Here is a 20,225-nt window from a genome sequence, read left to right as displayed (position 1 = left end):
ACATCATGCGGGGTTGGATCTCTTGGACAAGAGGTTCAACCCCGCGTGCCTACTGCTGCGTGCCTGACAGGTACCCGGACAATCCCAGAACAAGAATTTAGCAAGGAGGCCTCGTGATCGACGGGCAACCGCTCGCCTGTTTCCAACCGTTCATTGATACCGCCACCGGTCGCATCGCAGGCGTCGAGGCCTTGGGAAGACTGCGTCAGGCGGACGGCCAGCTGACGTCGGTCGGCCCATTGTTTGCCGATCCCAGAATCCCTGCAGCCGCCTTGCGTCGCCTTGACCGGCAGATCCGCGACCACGCCTTGAGCCGCCTGCATGCAGCCCCCGCAGACTGGTTCCTGAGCCTGAATATGTCACCACGATGGGTCAATCGCCTGCGTCCAGATCAGGACCTGCCAAGCCTCAAGCAGATGACCAGGCATGACGTCGACCCGCAACGCATCGTCTACGAAATCACCGAGCTCGGTGGCGACATCCAGCGCCTGGCCGACGTGGTCGCGCGATATCGCCGGGCAGGCGCCAGGATTGCCATTGATGATTTTGGTGCCGGGTATTCCCAGCTCGATCGGGTACTGGCCCTGCAACCGGATATTCTCAAACTCGACATGCGCCTGTTTCAGGCTGCAGCGTTGGGCGGGCCGAGCTGCGATGTGGTCAAGGCCCTGGCGCAAATGGCCGAAAAGACCGGTTGCTGGATCATCGCCGAAGGGGTGGAAACCGATGCCCAGCTCAATTTTGCCCTGGAGTGCGGTTCGCGCTACGTCCAGGGCTTTCTGTTCGCCCGGGCCGAGGAAGACTTCTTCCACACCGATGCGTTCGTCGACCATTTCGCCCAGTTGCGCCACCGCTACGTCCAGCAAAAACTGCTTGAGCGTGGCCGCCTGATGGTCATGCGCCAGCAGCTGAGCGAGCTGATGGGCATTCTGCAGGACTGGGCCCAGGCTAGCGCACCGCTCAGCGCTCTGCCCCGGCTCGATGCCTTCCCCTGGTTGCTGCGGTTTTACCAATGTGATCGACACGGCACACAACTGACGCCGAACCTGGAATGGAGCCAGAATGGCTGGAAAGCCGACAATCGCTATCTGGGCCACAACTGGTCATGGCGCCCATACTTCTATCACCTGCTGGCCGAAGGCTGGGACGAGCGCCGCCTGACGCTCTCCAATACTTACCGAGATGCCACCACCAACCAGTATTGCCTGACCGCCGGACAGTTTTTCGCCCATGGAGAAAGGCTGTTACTCATCGACATCGACGCCGCCGGGCTTTAGTTCCGCTTGCACGTCCCGACCTGAACCCGGAAGCTTAGGCCATCAGTCACCTGACGGAGAGAATCAGCCTTGGATTGGCAAACCCTGCTCACTCGCGAACGCCTCGGAAAGCCCCTGCACAGTCCGGAAGAGCTCGGACGCAGCCCCTTTCACAAGGACCACGACCGCATCATCTTCTCCGGAGCGTTCCGTCGCCTGGGGCGCAAGACCCAGGTTCACCCGGTCACCAGCAACGACCACATCCACACTCGCCTGACGCACTCGCTGGAAGTCAGTTGCGTCGGGCGGTCCCTGGGCATGCGCGTTGGCGAGACCATCCGCAACGCCCTGCCCGACTGGTGTGAACCCAGCGACCTGGGCATGGTGGTGCAATCGGCTTGCCTGGCGCACGATATTGGCAATCCGCCGTTCGGCCATTCCGGCGAAGACGCCATCCGCCATTGGTTTCAGCAGGCCGCCGGGCGCGGCTGGCTGGATGCGATGAGCGAGGTCGAGCGCAATGATTTTCTCAATTTCGAAGGCAACGCCCAAGGCTTCCGGGTGCTGACGCAACTTGAATACCACCAGTTCGATGGCGGCACCCGTTTGACCTACGCCACTCTGGGGACTTACCTCAAGTACCCATGGACGGCAAAACATGCCGACTCCCTGGGCTACAAGAAGCACAAGTTCGGGTGCTACCAGAGCGAGCTGTACTTAGGCCTTGCAGCCAAAAATGACATTTTTTGAAAAGCAACAGCCAAAAAGTTATAAGTGCGACTATTTGGCAATATCAGGAAGACTTAGCTTTCAAAAAAAGAATAAGGAGGTTTTGCTAGAACGCCACTTTACCACCGATCCAGCGAACCAAGCCACCTAGATTCGCTCCCCGCCCATACCACTAAACTGTCGAGCCAAGTGCATGGCATAGTTATCTGTCATGCCGCTCACGTAATCCAGAACCTGCATGATTGCACCGTACTCCTTGGAAACAGCCCCGCTAGCATCTAAATTCTTCAAGTCTAACCCAAGAAGCTCAACCACCCTTCTAGTCTTCGAATCAGCCACACCGCCTTTTCTGACATATTCCAAAGCTGCAGAACAGCTAACGTTAAGAAGCGTAGAAATTGTGCTGTAAGCCCCGATTTCTAACTCAACCTTCCTCGGATGTTGGAAAATTTCATCACGAGCAAGACCCTTGGCGGCTGATACACATTCACGCACGTTCTTATCACAAAGGTCTAAGATACCTAACACCTTGCCTGTCATAATTTCATTATGGTTATTCATGAAGGCCGTCGCTCCAGCATCTACAAAAGCTGAAATAACTTTTCCACGAACCATAGAGAGCCTACGGCCAACTTTCATGCCTTGAATTTCTTTGACAAGCTGATCCTTCTGGTAGTCGCTAAGGACAAGGCATAAAATTTCAAAAACTTTATCCCAGTCAAGGATACCCATCTCTACACCATCCTCTAAATCAAGAATGGCATAGCAGAAGTCATCAGAGACCTCCATCAAATTAGCCAGTGGATGGCGACACCGCCAACCATCACCCAGCTTTAACAAACCAGTAGCATCAGCCACTTCATTAAACAAACCCAACTCAGAGCAGTAAATACCGTATTTATTCTGAATAGGCCTTTGCATGTTAAGAGCATCCCCTGCCAGCCAAGGATACTTAATAAAAGCCCCAAGTGAAGCATAGGTTAGACGCATCCCTCCTTCATAGGGATGATACTCTGAGGTAGTTAAAACCCTAAACCCTTGGGCATTACCTTCAAACCTACGCAAGTCAGCAGCTTCATTGAATGGAAGCCGCTCAATTATCTTTGCCCCGACATCATTGGAGAACCAGTGACGTATAGCCTCTTCACCGGTGTGCCCAAAGGGAGGGTTGCCAATGTCATGAGCAAGACAAGCAGTTTGAACAATATCACCAATATCAGAAGCCGAATGTTGTTCAGGGATCAGTCTTTCATTCAGAAGCTCTTGGCCTACTCTCACACCTAGTGTGCGTCCAACACAGGCAACTTCTAAGCTATGCGTGAGACGATTATGAACATGGTCATTAGTGGCGAGCGGATGGACCTGAGTCTTTCTTGCAAGGCGTCTGAAAGCACCAGAAAAAATCACCTTGTCATGGTCTGAGTGGAAAGGCGAACGGCCTAGCTCAGATTTAGGAGGCCGACCACCGAGACGGGTGTTATTCAGCAGCTTGTCCCAACTCATGCTTTCCATAAATCCCCTTACAAACAAAAATCGAAGACAATCAACAACAATATACCACTATATAAATAAATACAAAAAAAACCGTAAGAAACAAAAAAACAACATCCCGAAATAATAGTAATAATAAAAAGCCATCAATTAAGATGACTTTAAAGCAACTAATCAGCATAACAAGACTTACTGGACAGAACCATTCAACCGATCATTTAAAAAAATCGAGTACCCTCTCTAGTTCAATACAAGGCGTACCTTGGTCTACGAACTTTTGAATACCGCGATAATCGTCATTCACCTTGTATTGACGCAACGTCGGCTTCTTTTTATCTACGTATTCTTCAATCGCACCATTCTTCACAAGAGTTTGCAATGTTTTACCTGTGAATATTTTCGAATTGATATACTGCTGCTTCTGAGGGTAAAAATTTCCACGCTCCTTGAAAAGCTCGAAAATTCTCTTAATTTTCTCCTTTAGCTTATCTTGCTGTGCGTCATCTTCTTCCATTCTTTTACTGATAATATGTTGAATATCAACAGTATCGCAATCTTCAAATGTTGGAACTACTGGTGGACGCAAGCCTTTCCGTGGCTCTAGTTGGGAGAAGCTTGAGCTTACAAAGTGAGTGACTTCATCGAATGAGCAGTCCCAGAAGTAATCATAACGCTCAAAGTGAGAGTTTCTTATGGTTTTTGACTTCAAGTCAAAAGTAAGCTTCTTAGACTCACCAGCAATTACGTTCATCAAAACAAGACCGTTAACTTCTTCTGACGACTCTCCAAATATCGTCATCAACAGTTCGGTTGCAGATGATATATCATATTTAATATCGCCAGACTCCATTAAAAGAGCAATATTCAATATAAAACTCGACGAGATCGCAGAAAGATACGTGATTTTCTCTGACGGCTCAGAACTTTCAACTAGAGCATGAAGACGCTCAATGGTTTCCATTATGAAGAAGACGATTTCTTCACTATACTCTAGCTTCTTACATAGGATGCTGCAAAGCTGGTTGCCATGCCTGACATAAGACCCTATTAGCTCTATAAGCTTTTCATTCAGCAGTTGGCTATCCTGCGTTAAGAAATAGTTGTAAATAGACAGACCTTTAAAGTATTCATTGAAAAAATCGTACCTGAAATTCAATTTTCCCTGATTATGATGAAGCAGTGGATGCCCTTTAAGCTTTGCGATTGTCTGATCATCTATCTCACATGGCGAGATACTTTTGATATCATAGTCAGTTACATAACCATTTTCTTGAGTAGAGAGGTTAACAAAGAAATCGACCTGATTATCAATGCTGAAGTTTCCAAGCTTTTCAACCTCTCGCTCACACACACTTAGGATTAAGAAATCGTTCGGAATTGCGTGGACAAGTAATCTTGCATGACTTGACGACTTCTCATTACCTCGAAACTCTGAATGCTGCTTGATTAGATAAGCGATCATATCGAGAACATAAGGAATGTATACTAGCTCACCCTTACTTCCTTCGCCATTGAGACTGAAATCTGAGGCCATTTTTAAGGCCTTAGTTACTTTTGCTTGATCGCCATCGAAATATTTTTCAAAAAAGTTTTTTGCCAGATCTTCGCTAAAAGGCTCGAGCGTAATCTCTTCAATTTGCGTTTTATACTCAAGAGTATCCCAAAAGTAATCTCGGCAAGTGATTACAATCTTTGTCCTTTCTAGATTAGTTGTATAACTTGTAGATATCGACGATATAAACGAAGAAACATCAAATCCAGTCCCAAGCTTTGCAATCACCTCGTCTATGCCATCTAAAACTATAAGCAGATTCCCATTATCCACCGATAGCTTCAATAATTCTTTACTAAAACCCTTCCCATCAAAATCCCGCTTTTTCATTTGGGCAAGATAAAAATCATAGATATCATCAATTCTATGATCTGAGCGTGCGATTTTTATTAACTCATCTACAATTTCATTAGAATCAATAAAAAGAATCCCTGCATCTTCATTTGCATCATACACGCTATCTAGAAATTGTTTTACGAGCGTTGTTTTTCCTATTCCGCCAAACCCTTTAATAACCATCAATGGATTGGAGACAGACTCATACCAATCCGTCAATTGATCAAGGGCCTTCTTTTTATCGTCTCCGCCAATATCTGCGACCCCCTCAACATAGTTCTCTACGCGATAAGGCCGATACTCCAGCATGTGTTCAGAATAAAGATTTTTGTAGCCAAATTCGTCGATGAAGAAAACGTGATCCGTTTTAAAGCGAGCCTTCAAATTGGTTTTCCTACGTTCGAGATCCTTTAGATCCAAAGGTCTCTCAGTAAGAATAATCAGCGTAGCATTAAGTTCAATAAGCTTGTTTTTTTGAATATACTCGTAAGTTTTGTTCTGAGCAGCGTGTTCGTGAATGTAGAGGAAGTAGGTCGGAGGAGAGAATTGCTGCTTGAGTTTAAATACTTCAAAAAGGACATTTTCACCCCAGTCTTTAACAATTACTGGATAACCCTCATCAATACTTAGACTCCGATTCTTGTCAATATAAAGATCAACTGTGTTCTTAATACTTCGATCACGCTTCGCATCCTGTTTAGGCTTCTGTTTCGCGAGTGCGTCTTTATAGGATGAAAACTGAGCAATCAGCTCGCTAGTTTCTTCTGGTGATGCAGCCCTAACAGAGTCTGCTTCTTGACCTTTACGAACAATAATGATGCCGGACATTATTGTAATTGTTTTAGTCTGCAGCTCATTCTTCAATTCGGTGATTGAGGTAGGAGACGGGATTTTAAAAACGAGTAACGTTTGCCCCTCAATCAGAACAGTTTCTATTTCCAAGTTCAATGGAGGATTTTTAACAAGCTTCTCGAGCTTGGCAATTAACTCTTTCTTGAAAACCTTCAAATCCTTTAGCTTTTTGATTACAGATAAATCAAGCGAGTGTATTTTTTTCTCGGTCTCGCTGAATCCTATAATCAGATATCTATTTACTCCGCAGTATCCAACATAAGCGTTGCATAGCGATATCAAATCCTTTTGAAGCTCGCCCCATTGACGGGCAAGCTCTTGAGAAGGAGTGCTGTCACTCCAATACCAATCACGCTTAAACTCAATAACTGGAGATTCTTCTTGCTGCAAGCATGAATATATTTCATCAACTGTAATCACTATTAGCACCTCCATATGCTTATCAGGATGATAAGTCTATCCTCGTATTTTCTCTTCTTTTCAAAATGATGTCAAATTAACACTACATCAAAAAAATCTGCAAGCCGTTCCAACAGCACCCGTCTTATTCATTACCTTAAAGTTAAAAACATATAAAATTCAAATAAATAACACTTACAATGAAGATTACCTTGCCACCAATACCTAAATCAATGGAGTTAGCCAAGGCGTTTTTATCCTCGCATATCAGGTTGCTACAAATACCCACTAATCAGTGGTTGACTGTTCCCTACGAGGTAATTTCCAACCTTTAGAACACATCTACAAATAAGGAGCAGGATACCCACTAGATAAGATATAGGCCCGACAAAAGCATATCTGGGCCTATTTTTGGTTAGGCCTTTTCAGTTCGAGAAAGTGTTGCTGCAAGCTGGCTAGTAAATTCATAGATCTCAGTTGTTAACGAGCTTATATGGTGATTAGTATCAATTGAAATCCATGTGGTCGGGCTACCAACAAATTGACCCTGACTGCAATCCATTATACGCGAGTCGCCCCAACTAAAGCTGGCTCCCATATAGTGATGTGAATCAACAATTGCTTTTGCCAAAACGTTATTTTGAGCCGTTTTATTGTCCTGCCTGAGCGAATGCCCTCTGGCTATAAAATAGCTGTTTTCAATGGTATAACGTATTTTGCCATTCATATCAGGTGCAATAATGTTCTCCGCTGCCCTAGGATTACGAACACCATAGTCACCAAAATACAGGCTTGCTTTGGGGAACGCCTGCAAAAAACCTTTCCAAGCTAAAATTTCCTTTCTGAATATAGTCCCAGAAGAATCTTTTGTTTTGACGGCTAAATTAACCGATGCTGGAATAGAGCTACCAATCGCTATTATGTAAGTAAATCCCAATGAACGCATATGCTCGTAAGCTTGCTGTATTGTTTCAATCGCATCACTTACAGACTTATTCGAAATGTCTGCCAAGTCGATTATGACAGGAGTAGAGGCTGGATCTAATCCAGTCTCGGCAGAAATATCTTCAAGTATTTCATTGAAGTATTCAGGGTCGAGCATATCTTCGAGAGCCACGCTATCTAAACGAATGCTAAAGAATTGGCCCTCACCAAGATTGATCGACTTTATTGCCTCTTTGTATTCTACAATTTCCCAGCGGTCATATCCTATGATCGGGCAAGGGATAACTCCTTGTGCAGCGAGTTGGTCGATGCTGTAGTTCAAAATATGCTCGCCAGTTTCCACCGTAAAATTCGCCGGCCATTGAAAAATATCAACAATAACCTGCTTGTTTGGAGTGGCTTTTGACACAGCAAGAGAGCATTTTTCAACATACTCTTTGAAAGGTGTATTAGTACGCTTTATAGCCGTTTCTAACTGCTTACCACCTAACTTCGCAAGCTCGATAATTGGTGTGGTACGAGCAAGAACGCTAGGCGAAAGTTTGCTCAGAGCTTCTAGCTCACCTTTTTTTGCTTTTAGAATTGGAAAGTATTGGTTATTCATCACAAAAATACCTCAAGGTTCAGATCTGAAAAGTTTTCTTACTTCACCTTGTCCGACAAGGTCAGAAAACAGATTATAGTTGCCACTTTCTTGCCTCAGTCGTCCAGCGATTATTGCTGGGTGTATTCTCAACTCCTGAGAGAGTTGTAGTATAGTTTCTTTACTAGGATTCAAATACGCCTCAGATCTTTTCCATATGGCTCTTGGGATGAAAGTCTCACGGGCAATTCTATTGGCCTCGGCTTCTCTCCTATCATCAGATGGTGTTTCTAAGTCATCAAGTATTGCTTCAGAATTATCCTCAACATGCTTCCATATGTGAGCAACTTCATGCATTAATGTAAACCAAAAATTATCTATTCTGTCATATCTTAAGGTTAAGCCAATTATAGGTGTCCCATCACTATCTTGTAACGCCGCACCGTCGAGCATAGTTCCTTTAAGATGCGGCTCTATAATTACAGACACACCAATCTCTTCAAGTAGGTTAACTGCCAGCAGTGGCCCGTTCTCATATCTACTTAAATGTGACAACTCCTTAATGAAGCTGTTATCTATCAATTCCTTTTTGTAATTTGTATTTTTACGTGTTGCACGGGATTTTTGAATAATTCGAGCTACCCATGCGTAAAGCGTGTAATGGGTTGTCGGTGTTGCTGCTTCACCTTTAAGTGTTCTCCTAAATGAAGCACCGCCTGCCTGCAACCCCATTTCAGATATAAAGCTTTTAACTATGTCTTCGGCGGTTGTTTTTGCTTTTTCGGTTGCTTTTAGAATCCAACCTCTTGTGACCATTTCAGAAAACGGAAATTTTTTCCAATCTATACTCTCTTTCTGTGAGGAGCTTTGTATTTCGGAAAGTCCTATTAGAGTATCTGTTGATATTCCTAGCCCTATTGCAAGTGCTCGTATCATTGGAACTGTGAGAGGTCGTTTGCGTGAAAGTATTTCAGACACACGACTCCTAGTGCCAAAGTATGGAACTAAATCTGCTTGCTTTAACCCTTTCTCTTCCATTCTGAATAGAATGGCGTCTATAGGATCAGGGGTTTCTACTGGATACTTTTGTTTTTCATAATCTTCAATAAGTATGGAAAGTAATTCAAGCTCATCACTTTCTTTAGTGCCCGGCTTAGGCATAGAGTGAACTAGTTGTTGTACTTTTTCAAAGTACGCTTGGTACTGTTGTTCAGTACGAATGATTCTCGCTTCTAAAATATTCATAGCTTTTTAATCGGAGCAGTGATGATGGCAATGCCTTGAGCGAAGGCAATCGTCAGTTCAATAAAGTAGCGGGAAGAGCAAACACAGAACGAAAAGTGTCCTTCCTTTACCTTTTGAGCACTGGGATATTGTTCAATCAATTCATCGGGGCTTTTCCAGTTGGCATTAGCGATCTCGCTAACCCAACTGGAAATCCATTTGTCGATTTGCTCGCTTTTCCCTTTCAAGGGAAGGAGCTTGTCACGCCCTAGCAGTCTCATGATCACGTATTTTTGTTCCCAATTTGGGAACAAATTACCCTTGATTTGATAGAGCGTCAAGCATTTGTTCCCAAATTGGGAACATGCTCCAGACCTTATAAATATTGACGATTTTGAGCAGCAGATGATCGATCTCGTCAGCAATTCCCCCATGGAAATAATGTACCTAACCTTGCCTATCCATCACCGAGAATGCTCGCTGCCTGACGACAATCTTCTGCGATTTCTTAGAGACATTCCCTAACGCTACCGTTGGCGTCACGATCTCTTGGCATTTGGAAAAAACGCCAGAAATTGAATTTTTACTCATATAAATCAACTAGATAGCGACTTTTCAGTTTGGTTGCTAAATTGCCTGTAGTGGGCTGCCGTTACTGGAACAGATCGCCCACAAACTCGGCCTGCCGCAGCTTGAAGATCAGCGCTGGGCGCGCCATCCGCTGGTCTACCTGATGGAGGCTGCCGATGACATCTGCTACGCGCTGATCGATCTGGAAGACGGCCTGGAAATGGAGCTGCTCGAGTACGCGGAAGTCGAGGCGCTGTTGCTGGACCTGGTGGGTGACGATCTGCCTGAAACCTACCGCCAGCTAGGCCCGGCGGATTCGCGGCGGCGCAAATTGGCGATCCTGCGCGGCAAAGCCATCGAACACCTGACCAACGCCGCCGCGCGGGCGTTTGTCGAGCAACAGGACGCACTTCTGGCCGGCATGCTGCCCGGCGATCTGGTGGAGCACATGCACGGTCCGGCAAAACGCTGCGTGCTGAATGCCAAGGACATGGCGCGTAAAAAGATCTTCCAGGACAAACGCAAGACCCTGCATGAGATCGGGGCCTACACGACCCTGGAGATCCTGCTGAATGCCTTCTGCGGTGCGGCGCTGGAACAGCACGACGGTCGAACGCCGTCCTTCAAGAGCCGGCGCATCCTGGATTTGCTTGGCAACAATGCACCCGACCCTCGCGGCCCGTTGCATACGTCATTCTTGCGCATGATCGACTTCATCGCCGGCATGACCGACAGCTACGCCAGCGAAATGGCCCTTGAAATGACCGGTCGTTCCAGTCACTGACCGACACCTGCTGATCGCCCATTACGCCCTGCGTGTGGCCGATCAGCCCTCAGTAGCCCTGAAACACTCAAGGCCTGACGAATCGTCCTACAGCGCATGTCGCGCCGGCTGATCGATTGCTCCCATCTGTTGCGAAATAATCACCCTCCGTCAGCTCGACGGCTCAGTGTGAGTATCCCGATGAAAGAAGCAGACTTGCGCATCCTGTTGGTTGAAGATCACGGCTTCCAACTTCGAGCAACTCAAATCCTGCTCCAAAGTTACGGTTTCGAACACATCACCACGGCCGGCAGTGCCGAGGTCGCCCTGCAAAGGATGCGCTCGACGCCTATACCCTACGACGTCCTGTTGTGTGATCAATGTTTGCCCGACTTGCGCGGCTTGCAACTGATCGAAGCGGCAACGCACATGGGAATGATCAAGCGCGCGATACTGCTCAGTAGCCTGACATCAGTGGAACTGGACGAACTTGCACAGTCGGCGATCAGACTGGGATTACCGCTATCAGGTTTTCTGATAAAGCCTCTGAAACATCTGGAACTTATAACACTGTTGACTTCAGCCAAGTAATTAACGCCAAAATCTCGCAGACTTAAACTCAGTAAAAATCGCTCTGGAGCTTTTTTTAAAACTTATCGTCGCCCGCTAGAAACCTTGCAACTTTTAACTATCCAAGAAAATCACTAGTTGGAACGTGGTACTTTTCCTGCTCTGCTGTAGGAATCATCTGATATTAAGGATAGAGGTAGACCTGTTCATGCGATAGCGGAACCTTCTGAGCTAAGGTGCGCGCTTTATCTACATTCGCATGGGATTTGATTATGAACTCCGTTTTTATCGTCGACGACCACCCAGTTATCCGCCTTGCCGTAAGAATGTTACTGGAGCATGAAAAATTCAAAGTCGTCGGTGAAACGGATAACGGCGTAGACGCGATGCAGATGATTCGCGAATGCATGCCTGACCTGGTGATTCTCGACATCAGCATTCCCAAACTTGACGGGCTGGAAATTCTCACCCGACTCAATGCCATGAATACCCGCATCAAGACTTTGGTATTGACGGCGCAATGCCCGACACTGTTTGGCATACGATGCATGCAGTCGGGCGCCTCCGGATATGTGTGCAAGCAGGAAGGCTTGAGTGAACTGGTGAGCGCAATCAAGGCTGTATTATCAGGATACAACTACTTTCCAAGTGCGGCGCTCAATCCCATTCGTGGCGACCACATTCGCCACGCCGAGATCGAACTGTTCAAATCAGTCAATGATCGAGAACTGATGGTGCTACAACTTTTTTCCCAGGGCCGCAGTAACAAGGAAATTGCCAAGGCCATGCTCCTGAGCAACAAGACCGTCAGCACTTATAAAAAAAGACTCATGCAAAAGCTGAAGGCCAGATCGCTGGTCGAACTCATTGAACTGGCAAAACGCAACGCACTCGTGTGAGAAACAGCATGCCCAGTCGCGCCAAGGAATACCTGATGCTGATGACCGTAGCTCTTTTCCCGAGCAGTTCGGTACAGGCCGCGCCGATCGAAAGTCAAAGCTACTCCTTGCTCAGTCGGGCCACGGCCGCACAACATGAGGTGCAACTGGATCGACCGCAACGACTCTGGATGCTGAACAGGTCCGAGCTGGTTCTGGGCACCTCAGCCCCCGATTATCCGCCCTTCGACATGACCATCGACAGCAGCCAGGATTATGAAGGGTTGACCGCCGACTATGCAGGTCTGCTCGGCGCGACCACCGGTTTACCGATCAAGGTCAGGCGGTTCTCCACCCGGGACGATGCCATCGAGGCGCTGGAGAATGGCGAAGTCGATTTGCTGGGCACGTCCAACGGCTTCGAAGCCGAACATCCGGACATCCTGCTGTCCGCACCCTATGCCGTTGATCAACCGGTGCTGGTCACGCGCGAGGAAGAAACCCGATCCCTGTCCGATGGGCTGAGGGGTTTACGAATGAGTATGGTCTATCACTATCTGCCGTTGAGGGAAGTCAAGAGGCTATACCCCAACGCGGTCATCACGCCCTACCCCTCCTACCAGAATGCGATCAATGCAGTGGCCTTCGATCAGGCCGATGTTTTTCTCGGCGACACGATTTCAACTCACTACATGATAAACAAGGGCTACCTGAACAACATCCGCATGGCGAGCTTCGGCAAGCATGAAGCGCATGGCTTCAGTTTCGCGGTGCATAAAGACAATCAGCAATTGCTGGGCATCATCAACTCGATGCTGGCCGCACTCCCACCCAGTGAAAAAGACAACATCGGCAAGCGCTGGAGCGCCGGCAGTGACATTCTGCTCAGCGATCAAAGCCTGCAGTTCACCGATCGCGAAAAGCGCTGGATGGCAGCCCATCCGGTGGTGCGTGTAGTGGTGAACGAAGCCTATGCACCGCTGACGTTCTTCGACCGCGACGGCAACTTTCGCGGCGTCACGGCCGATCTTCTGGAATTGATCAGGCTGCGCACCGGCTTGCGCTTCGATATTCAGCGCAGCCGCAATGATGGCGAGATGATCAAGCGCGTCGCTGACAGGCAGGCTGACATGATCACCGCCCTGCTCCCCAGCACCCAACGTGAAGCTAACCTGAATTTCACACGGCCCTACCTGCAGAACTCGTTTGTCCTGCTGACGCGAAAACTGGCCGGTAGCCCAACCAATCTCGAACAGATGCAGGGCAAGCGCCTGACCATCGCCCAGGGCAATCCGATGGTGGATTATCTGCGTCGCGAATTCCCGCAAATAAAACTGATCGAGACACCCGACACCTTCAGCGCCGTGGAAATGCTGTCCGACGGTCGCGCCGACGCTGCGGTCAACTCACTGGTCATCGCCAACTACTTCATGTCCGCGCGGATTTTCGAGCACGATCTGCAGATCAGCACCACTATCGGCACTCAGCAGGCCGCGTTTTCTCTGGCGACTGCGCGGGACTCCAGGGAGCTGAACTCGATTCTCGACAAAGCGCTGCTGAGCATCGCACCGGACGAACTGGGGGTGATCAACAGTCGCTGGCGCGGCTACTCGGCATCGGCGCAGGACTCCTGGCAAGACTACCAACGCATTTTTTTCCAGATCGTCATCATTACCGGCGTACTGCTGCTGATTTTAGCCGCCTGGAACGCTTACATGCGCTGGCAGATCAAACTGCGCCAGGCCGCGGCGCGTGCGCTGAGTGATCAATACGAATTCATGCGATCGCTGGTCAATGGCACGCCGCATCCCATGTATGTCCGCGACCGCCAGGGGGTGCTGCAAAGCTGTAACGACAGCTATCTCGAAGCATTCAACGCCAAACGCGAAGACGTCATCGGCAAAAGCGTGATGTCGGGCAACATGAGCAACGCGTTCGAGGCCCGGGAATATCAGGCCGACTATGAGCGCGTGGTTGCCGAAGGCACCCCGCTGGTGCTTGACCGGGCTTTGCACATCGGTGGACGCCGGCTGACCATTTATCACTGGGTACTGCCCTATCGTGATTCGCGCGGCATGGTCCAGGGCATCATCGGCGGCTGGATCGACATCAGTGAACGGCGCCAATTGTTCGAAGAACTGCGGCATGCCAAGGAGCGCGCCGATGAAGCCAACCGAGCCAAAAGTAATTTTCTGGCGACCATGAGCCATGAAATCCGCACCCCGATGAACGCCGTCATTGGCATGCTGGAGTTGACGCTCAAGCGCATCGAACAGAATCACCCGGAGCGGCCCGCAATCGACGTCGCCTACAACTCGGCGCGGGACCTGCTGGAGCTCATTGGTGACATTCTCGACATTGCGCGGATCGAATCCTGCCGCCTGGAATTGAACCCGGAACGGGTCAACCTCCACGCTGTCGTCGCGTCGGTGGTCAATATCTTCGAGGGCCTCGCGCGGCAGAAAAAACTCGAGCTACTGCTGGAGTTTCACTGCGACAACCCCGCTATTGATGTGCTGCTGGACCCTATGCGGTTCAAGCAGGTGCTGTCCAACCTGATCAGTAACGCCATCAAGTTCACCCCCCAGGGCCATGTCCGTATCGTCGTCGACCTGAGCCCCACCGGGCCGGACGAAGTGCAGATGCATCTGAGCGTTGAGGACAGCGGCATCGGTATCAGCGAAGACGATCAGAGTCGGCTGTTCGCCCCTTTCGCCCAGGCAGACAACGGTGCCAAAGCGGGCCGTGGCGGAGCAGGCCTGGGGCTGATGATCAGTCGCAGCCTGTGCAAGTTGATGGGCGGCAGCCTGCAACTGAGCAGTCGCCCAGGTCTTGGAACTCAAGTGCAGGTCTCACTGCACCTGCCAGCTCTGGCGCAGCAACAGGCGGCATTGACCATTGAACAGGCACCCCAGCCGCCCAGGACAGTCCTGAAAGTCCTGGTGGTCGATGACCACCCTGCCAACCGGCTGCTCATGTGCCAGCAACTGGAATTTCTGGGTCATATGTCCTGGGTTGCGGAGGATGGCGCAGTGGCGCTCAGCCTCTGGCAGACCGAGGCGTTCGACCTGGTGATCGCCGACTGCAACATGCCGGTCATGAGCGGGTATGAACTGGTTCGCGCCATTCGCGACGAGGAGCAACGCCTGCAACGTGCACCCACGGTCATTTTGGGTTTCACTGCCAATGCCCAGCCGGAAGAGATCGCCCGCTGCAAAGAAGCCGGCATGGATGACTGCCTGTTCAAGCCGCTCACCCTGACCGCATTGAGCCACTGGATTGAAAACCTCAATCCCGAGGCGCAGTCCCCGGCATTCAACCTTGAGGGGCTGCAGCAACTGACGGGAGGCAACCCGGCGCTGGATCTACGATTACTCAACGAACTGCTCAAAAGCAATCGTCTGGACCGCCAGGAGTTACTGGCGGTGCCCAGCACCGCTGAGCCACAGGCATTTTTGGATATTGCCCACAAAATCAAGGGCGCAGCGCGGATCATCCAGGCCTCGTGCCTCATCGACAGCTGCGAATCACTGGAGGCAGCCTGCCAGGGTCCGTTGGACGCGGAGGCCGTATCCGACTGCACCCAGGCGATGGCACGCGACATGGTGCAACTGGAACTGGCTCTTTTGCAGCAAATAAGCGAGCACGAGCGCAGCACAAAGGGGGAGCCTTAACTATGCTTGGGCGCTAAGCAGTGAGTTAAATCCCATGGAGAACACTGCAATGCCCAGCCCACTGCGCCCGGATCCGCGGCGTTTGCCGTTGCATATCCATATCAGCGTCATGTTCACCTTGCTGTTGCTGCTGACCGGCGTAGTGCTGGGGATCTTCAACTATCGACAGACCACCCAGATCATATTGTCGAGCAGTGAAAAGCTCTTCGAACGGATCGAGCAGGACGTGCGGCTTGACCTGCACGCCACCTACCAACCCATTCGTCATCTGTTGAGCCTGCTGGCGGACTACCCGGCCACCCAGGCCACAGACCTCGAGCAGCGACTGGCTTTGCTCAAGCCTTTGAGCCAGGCGCTTACGGACAATCCAGACCTGGCATCGCTGTATCTGGGTTATGGCAACGGTGATTTCTTCATGGTGCGGCCCTTGCGCACCTCGGACCTGAAAGCGCGCACCCAGGCGCCGGACGCCGCCGCATTCCAGGTCTGGAGCATCGAGCGCGACCGCAGCGGCCAGGTCAGGTCCCAATCACTGTTTTTTGACCGCAACCTGAGGCTCCTTGGCCGTCTGGACCACCCCGACGACGACTACGATCCGCGGACTCGCGCCTGGTTTTCCAGCGCTCGCAGCGAGCAGGAACAGATCACCACAGAGCCTTACGTGTTCTTCTCCACCCACAACGTAGGCACCACGCTGGCCCGACGCAGTGGCGAACAGGCAGTCATGGGCGCCGATCTGACATTGGCCGAACTGTCAGCCACCCTGGCGAAACACGTCGTGACCCCGGCAACCGAAATCGTGCTGTTCGACGCCCAGGGCAATGCCATTGCCTATCCCGACAGCAGCAGGCTGATTGTTGACGACCAGAGCGCCCGCTTGATCAAGGCGGCCGATTTGAGCCCGGGCCTCGGCGCCCTGCTGAACAACCAGGCGCCGGGCAATCGGCTGGAGGCCGGTGGTCGACGCTGGATTGTGGCCCAAAGCAGCATCCAGGAAGGTGGTCCAAAGGGATTGCACCTGGCTTTGCTGGTGCCCGAGGATGAACTGCTCGTCGATGCGTATCGCCTGCGCTGGCAAGGTGCGCTGGTGACCTTGGCGACGTTGCTGTTGTGCCTGCCGCTGGGATGGCTGACCTCCCGAATACTGGTCCGCCCCCTGCGCGCGCTGGTTCAGGAAGCTGACGCTATTCGCAGTTTCGACTTTAATTTTCCCTCCGTCAGGCGTTCACCGGTACTCGAAGTGGACCAGTTGGGCGTGTCGATGGAGCGCATGAAAGACACCTTGGCCAGTTTCTTCCAGATCACCGACAGCCTCAGCGCCGAGACCCGCTTTGGCCCGCTGCTGGAGCGCGTGCTGTTTGAAACGGTAAAGATCGGCCAGGCCCAGGCCGGCCTGATCTACTTGCGGGAAAATGACGGTGACCGCTTCGCTCCCCTCGGCCTGGTGATCGACGGCGCGTCCCAGGATTTGCCCACATTCGACGTTCAGGCGCACGAGCCGAAGTCTGCGCAGAGTCCTGCCTGGCTTGGGCAACTGGTGGAAGTCGACACCATGGTGACCAGTCTGGGGTTCGAAGAGGCCGGGGATTGGCGCAAGGTGCTGCTGGCGTTGGAGTGCCCGCGGGTTCACCTGATCGGCATTCGCCTGCGCAACCGGCATAACGAGACGGTGGGCCTGCTGGTACTGCTGCTGGCCGACAGCGGCCACCCGAGCGACCTGGAAAAACTGCGCCCGGATCGCATCGCCTTTCTGCAGGCGGTTTCCGGAGCGGCGGCGGTGAGCATCGAAAGCCAGCGCCTGCAAACCAGACAGAAACAGTTGCTGGACTCGTTCATTCAACTGCTGGCCGGTGCAATCGACGCGAAAAGTCCCTATACCGGCGGCCACTGCCAGCGGGTGCCGGCGCTGACCCTGATGCTCGCCCAAGCCGCTGCCGCCAGCCAGGCGCCGGCGTTCAAAGGCTACCAGCCGACCGAAGACGAGTGGGAAGCCTTGCACATCGCTGCCTGGCTGCACGACTGCGGCAAGGTCACGACCCCGGAATACGTGGTCGATAAAGCCACCAAGCTTGAAACCCTGAATGACCGTATCCACGAAATCCGCACCCGTTTCGAAGTGCTCAAGCGCGACGCCTGGATCGATTACTGGCAAGGCGTGGCTCAGGGCGCAGACGAGCAGCCACTGGCTGACTTGCGAGAGACCAGCCTGGCGGCGCTGGATGAAGACTTCGCCTTCATCGCCCGCTGCAACCTGGGCAGCGAAGCCATGGCTGAAGATGATCTGCAGCGCCTGCGCAGCCTCGCGCAACGCACCTGGAACCGCACCCTGGACGATCGCCTGGGAGTTTCCTGGGAAGAGAACCGCCGTCAGGCGCGCACCCCGGCGCCGATCCTGCCGGTCAATGAACCCCTGCTGGCGGACAAACCCGAGCATCTGTTCGAGCGGGCAGAGAGTGAGCTTATTCCTGCGGAAAATCCCTGGGGCTTCAAGCTCGACGTGCCCCGCTACAAGTACAACCGGGGTGAGTTGTACAACCTGAGCATTGCCCGCGGCACGCTGACTCGTGAGGAGCGCTACATTATCAATCACCATATGGTGCAGACGATACTGATGCTCAGCCACCTGCCCTTTCCCGGCCACCTTGACAACGTCGCGGAAATCGCCGGCGGCCATCACGAAAAAATGGACGGCACCGGCTACCCCAAGCAGTTGAAGCGAGAAGAAATGAGCCTGCCGGCGCGGATGATGGCGATTGCCGATATCTTTGAAGCGCTGACCGCCGCCGATCGTCCCTACAAGAAGGCCAAGTCCTTGAGCGAAGCACTGGGCATCATGGCGACGATGTGCCGGGACGCGCACATCGATCCCGAGTTGTTCGAATTGTTCATCGATGCCGGAATCTACCGGCAATACGCAGAGCAATTCCTCGATCCACAGCAGATTGATGTGGTAGACACTGCAAGCCTGCTGGTCAAGGCAGGCTTGCAGGGGTGATCAGCAATCGGTCAGGCGCAGGAAAATCGCGGCCAACTGCTCGATGCCCGCCTGGTCCAGCGCGGTAAATCTGGCCAGTTTCGGACTGTCGAGATCGAGCACGCCAATCAGCTGACCGTCCTTGACCAGAGGCACCACCAACTCGCTGTTGGAGGCGCTGTCGCAGGCGATATGCCCGGCAAACGCATGAACATCCTCGACCCGCTGAGTCTGTAAAGTCGCCGCCGCAGCCCCGCATACACCCCGTCCGAAAGGAATGCGCACGCAGGCGATCTGCCCTTGGAACGGCCCCAGCACCAACTCATGGTTACGGTTGAGATAGAAGCCGGCCCAGTTCAAATCATCGAGCTGATTGAACAGGAACGCGGAAAATTGCGCTGCGTTGGCAATGAAATCGCGCTCGTCCGCCAGCAGCGACTCCAATTGCGCCTGCAACATGCCGTAGCCTTCGAGGCCCTGGCCGCTCTGTTGTAAATCGATCATGCCTTGTGCTCCAACAGCTTTAATCCGACCCAATAACGGGCAAATTGATAGGCGCAACGGCCGTTGCGGTTGCCGCGTCCGGTGGCCCAGCGCACGGCGAGGATATCCAGCGCTTCGTCACGCTGCCATTTGAGGCCTGCCTTGTCAGCCAGTTGCCCGATCCAGTGTTCGACCACGTTCAGGAAGTGCTCCTGAGTGAACGGATAGAACGACAACCACAAGCCGAAGCGGTCCGAGAGTGCGATCTTGTCTTCCACCGCTTCGCTGGGGTGCAGTTCACCGTCGACGCGTTTCCAGTTTTCGTTGTCACTTTCCTTTTCCGGCACCAGGTGCCGGCGGTTGGAAGTGGCGTACAGCAATACGTTGTCCGGGGCCTGCTCGAGGGAGCCGTCGAGTACGCTCTTGAGCACCCGGTAATCGCCCTCGCCGGATTCGAACGACAGGTCGTCGCAAAACAGCACGAACCGCTGGGGCAGCTTGGCGATCTGTTCAACCACGCGGGGCAGGTCCGCCAGGTGATCGCGCTCGATCTCGATCAGGCGCAAGCCTGCCTGGGCATGTTCGGCCAGCAGCGCCCGGACCAGCGAGGACTTGCCGGTCCCCCGGGAGCCCCACAGCAGCGCATGGTTGGCGGGCATGCCATCGAGGAATTGTTGAGTGTTGCGACCCAACTGCTCCAACTGCCGATCGACGCCGATCAGGTCGCTCAAGCGCATGTCGAGGCTGACTTCCAGGGGCAGTAGAAATCCGCTGCGCCCCTCGCGCTGCCAGCGCGCAGCCAGGCAAGTGGTCCAGTCGATGGCCTGCCGGGGTGCGGGCAGCAGCGGTTCGATACGGGCCAGAACGGCATCGGCGCGCTCCAGGAAAGCATTCAATCGGGAATCCACGTCTTCTCCTTGGGCACATTCACATTAATGATTGCGCA

12 protein-coding genes and 2 pseudogenes are annotated in these 20,225 nt (G+C 51.8%); 7 read left to right on the top strand and 7 right to left on the bottom strand.

Features of this window, described 5'->3' with window-relative positions; genetic code table 11:
- Positions 1 to 113 precede the first annotated feature (113 nt).
- On the top strand, positions 114 to 1,277 hold the full coding sequence (locus tag IMW75_RS06715) for an EAL domain-containing protein (RefSeq protein ID WP_205892151.1): 1,164 nt from the start codon (positions 114 to 116) through the stop codon (positions 1,275 to 1,277).
- Between the two features lie 69 nt (positions 1,278 to 1,346).
- Positions 1,347 to 1,976, top strand: a pseudogene (dgt, locus tag IMW75_RS06710) (dGTP triphosphohydrolase); the annotation flags it as partial.
- Positions 1,977 to 2,132: 156 nt separating this feature from the next.
- Here the strand turns inward: dgt and IMW75_RS06705 are convergent.
- The 5 genes from IMW75_RS06705 to IMW75_RS06685 all read right to left on the bottom strand — a co-directional run bounded on the left by IMW75_RS06705 (position 2,133) and on the right by IMW75_RS06685 (position 9,708).
- On the bottom strand, positions 2,133 to 3,488 hold the full coding sequence (locus IMW75_RS06705) for a deoxyguanosinetriphosphate triphosphohydrolase (protein ID WP_205892150.1): 1,356 nt from the start codon (positions 3,486 to 3,488) through the stop codon (positions 2,133 to 2,135).
- Positions 3,489 to 3,690: 202 nt separating this feature from the next.
- Positions 3,691 to 6,636, bottom strand: coding sequence for a P-loop domain-containing protein (locus tag IMW75_RS27230; protein WP_205892149.1), 2,946 nt, complete (start codon positions 6,634 to 6,636; stop codon positions 3,691 to 3,693).
- Between the two features lie 394 nt (positions 6,637 to 7,030).
- Entirely contained in the window at positions 7,031 to 8,164 is a 1,134-nt protein-coding gene (locus IMW75_RS06695) for a beta family protein (RefSeq protein WP_205892148.1), read from the bottom strand.
- 12 nt (positions 8,165 to 8,176) lie between these two features.
- Positions 8,177 to 9,388 (bottom strand): ImmA/IrrE family metallo-endopeptidase, encoded by a 1,212-nt coding sequence (locus tag IMW75_RS06690; RefSeq protein ID WP_205892147.1) that lies wholly within the window; start codon positions 9,386 to 9,388, stop codon positions 8,177 to 8,179.
- Positions 9,385 to 9,708: a type II toxin-antitoxin system HigB family toxin gene (locus tag IMW75_RS06685; RefSeq protein WP_205892146.1), complete on the bottom strand. Its 324-nt coding sequence runs from the start codon at positions 9,706 to 9,708 to the stop codon at positions 9,385 to 9,387. The genes IMW75_RS06690 and IMW75_RS06685 overlap by 4 nt, the downstream gene beginning before the upstream one ends.
- Positions 9,709 to 10,007: 299 nt before the next feature.
- Here IMW75_RS06685 and IMW75_RS06680 point away from each other — a divergent pair.
- The 5 genes and pseudogenes from IMW75_RS06680 to IMW75_RS06660 form a co-directional block, all read left to right on the top strand.
- Positions 10,008 to 10,721 (top strand): annotated as a pseudogene (locus IMW75_RS06680) (deoxyguanosinetriphosphate triphosphohydrolase); the annotation flags it as partial.
- A 180-nt stretch (positions 10,722 to 10,901) separates the two neighbouring features.
- On the top strand, positions 10,902 to 11,291 hold the full coding sequence (locus tag IMW75_RS06675) for a response regulator (protein WP_045058092.1): 390 nt from the start codon (positions 10,902 to 10,904) through the stop codon (positions 11,289 to 11,291).
- A 251-nt stretch (positions 11,292 to 11,542) separates the two neighbouring features.
- Complete coding sequence (locus IMW75_RS06670; protein ID WP_205892145.1) at positions 11,543 to 12,169, top strand: response regulator transcription factor; 627 nt, start codon at positions 11,543 to 11,545, stop codon at positions 12,167 to 12,169.
- A gap of 8 nt (positions 12,170 to 12,177) precedes the next feature.
- Positions 12,178 to 15,822, top strand: a complete 3,645-nt coding sequence (locus IMW75_RS06665; RefSeq protein ID WP_205892144.1) for a transporter substrate-binding domain-containing protein — start codon at positions 12,178 to 12,180, stop codon at positions 15,820 to 15,822.
- 49 nt (positions 15,823 to 15,871) lie between these two features.
- Positions 15,872 to 18,817: an HD domain-containing phosphohydrolase gene (locus tag IMW75_RS06660; protein WP_205892143.1), complete on the top strand. Its 2,946-nt coding sequence runs from the start codon at positions 15,872 to 15,874 to the stop codon at positions 18,815 to 18,817.
- Here the strand turns inward: IMW75_RS06660 and IMW75_RS06655 are convergent, their stop codons facing one another.
- A complete protein-coding gene (locus tag IMW75_RS06655) occupies positions 18,818 to 19,300 on the bottom strand; it encodes a GAF domain-containing protein (RefSeq protein ID WP_045058088.1) in 483 nt (160 codons plus the stop codon).
- Positions 19,297 to 20,187, bottom strand: a complete 891-nt coding sequence (locus tag IMW75_RS06650) for a DUF815 domain-containing protein (protein WP_205892142.1) — start codon at positions 20,185 to 20,187, stop codon at positions 19,297 to 19,299. Before IMW75_RS06650 ends, IMW75_RS06655 begins: the two co-directional genes overlap by 4 nt.
- Between the last annotated feature and the right edge of the window lie 38 nt (positions 20,188 to 20,225).

This window comes from Pseudomonas gregormendelii (assembly GCF_017114825.1).
In the GTDB taxonomy this organism is placed as follows: domain Bacteria; phylum Pseudomonadota; class Gammaproteobacteria; order Pseudomonadales; family Pseudomonadaceae; genus Aquipseudomonas; species Aquipseudomonas gregormendelii.
The sequence above is the reverse complement of the archived record's forward strand: the minus strand, read 5'-3'. Positions and strand labels throughout refer to the sequence as shown.

Coding starts and splice junctions, on each gene's coding strand:
- IMW75_RS06705 (WP_205892150.1), bottom strand. CDS start 3,488: ATGAGTTGGGACAAGCTGCTGAATAACACCCGTCTCGGTGGTCGGCCT.
- IMW75_RS06695 (WP_205892148.1), bottom strand. CDS start 8,164: ATGAATAACCAATACTTTCCAATTCTAAAAGCAAAAAAAGGTGAGCTA.
- IMW75_RS06690 (WP_205892147.1), bottom strand. CDS start 9,388: ATGAATATTTTAGAAGCGAGAATCATTCGTACTGAACAACAGTACCAA.
- IMW75_RS06675 (WP_045058092.1), top strand. CDS start 10,902: ATGAAAGAAGCAGACTTGCGCATCCTGTTGGTTGAAGATCACGGCTTC.
- IMW75_RS06670 (WP_205892145.1), top strand. CDS start 11,543: ATGAACTCCGTTTTTATCGTCGACGACCACCCAGTTATCCGCCTTGCC.
- IMW75_RS06665 (WP_205892144.1), top strand. CDS start 12,178: ATGCCCAGTCGCGCCAAGGAATACCTGATGCTGATGACCGTAGCTCTT.
- IMW75_RS06660 (WP_205892143.1), top strand. CDS start 15,872: ATGCCCAGCCCACTGCGCCCGGATCCGCGGCGTTTGCCGTTGCATATC.
- IMW75_RS06655 (WP_045058088.1), bottom strand. CDS start 19,300: ATGATCGATTTACAACAGAGCGGCCAGGGCCTCGAAGGCTACGGCATG.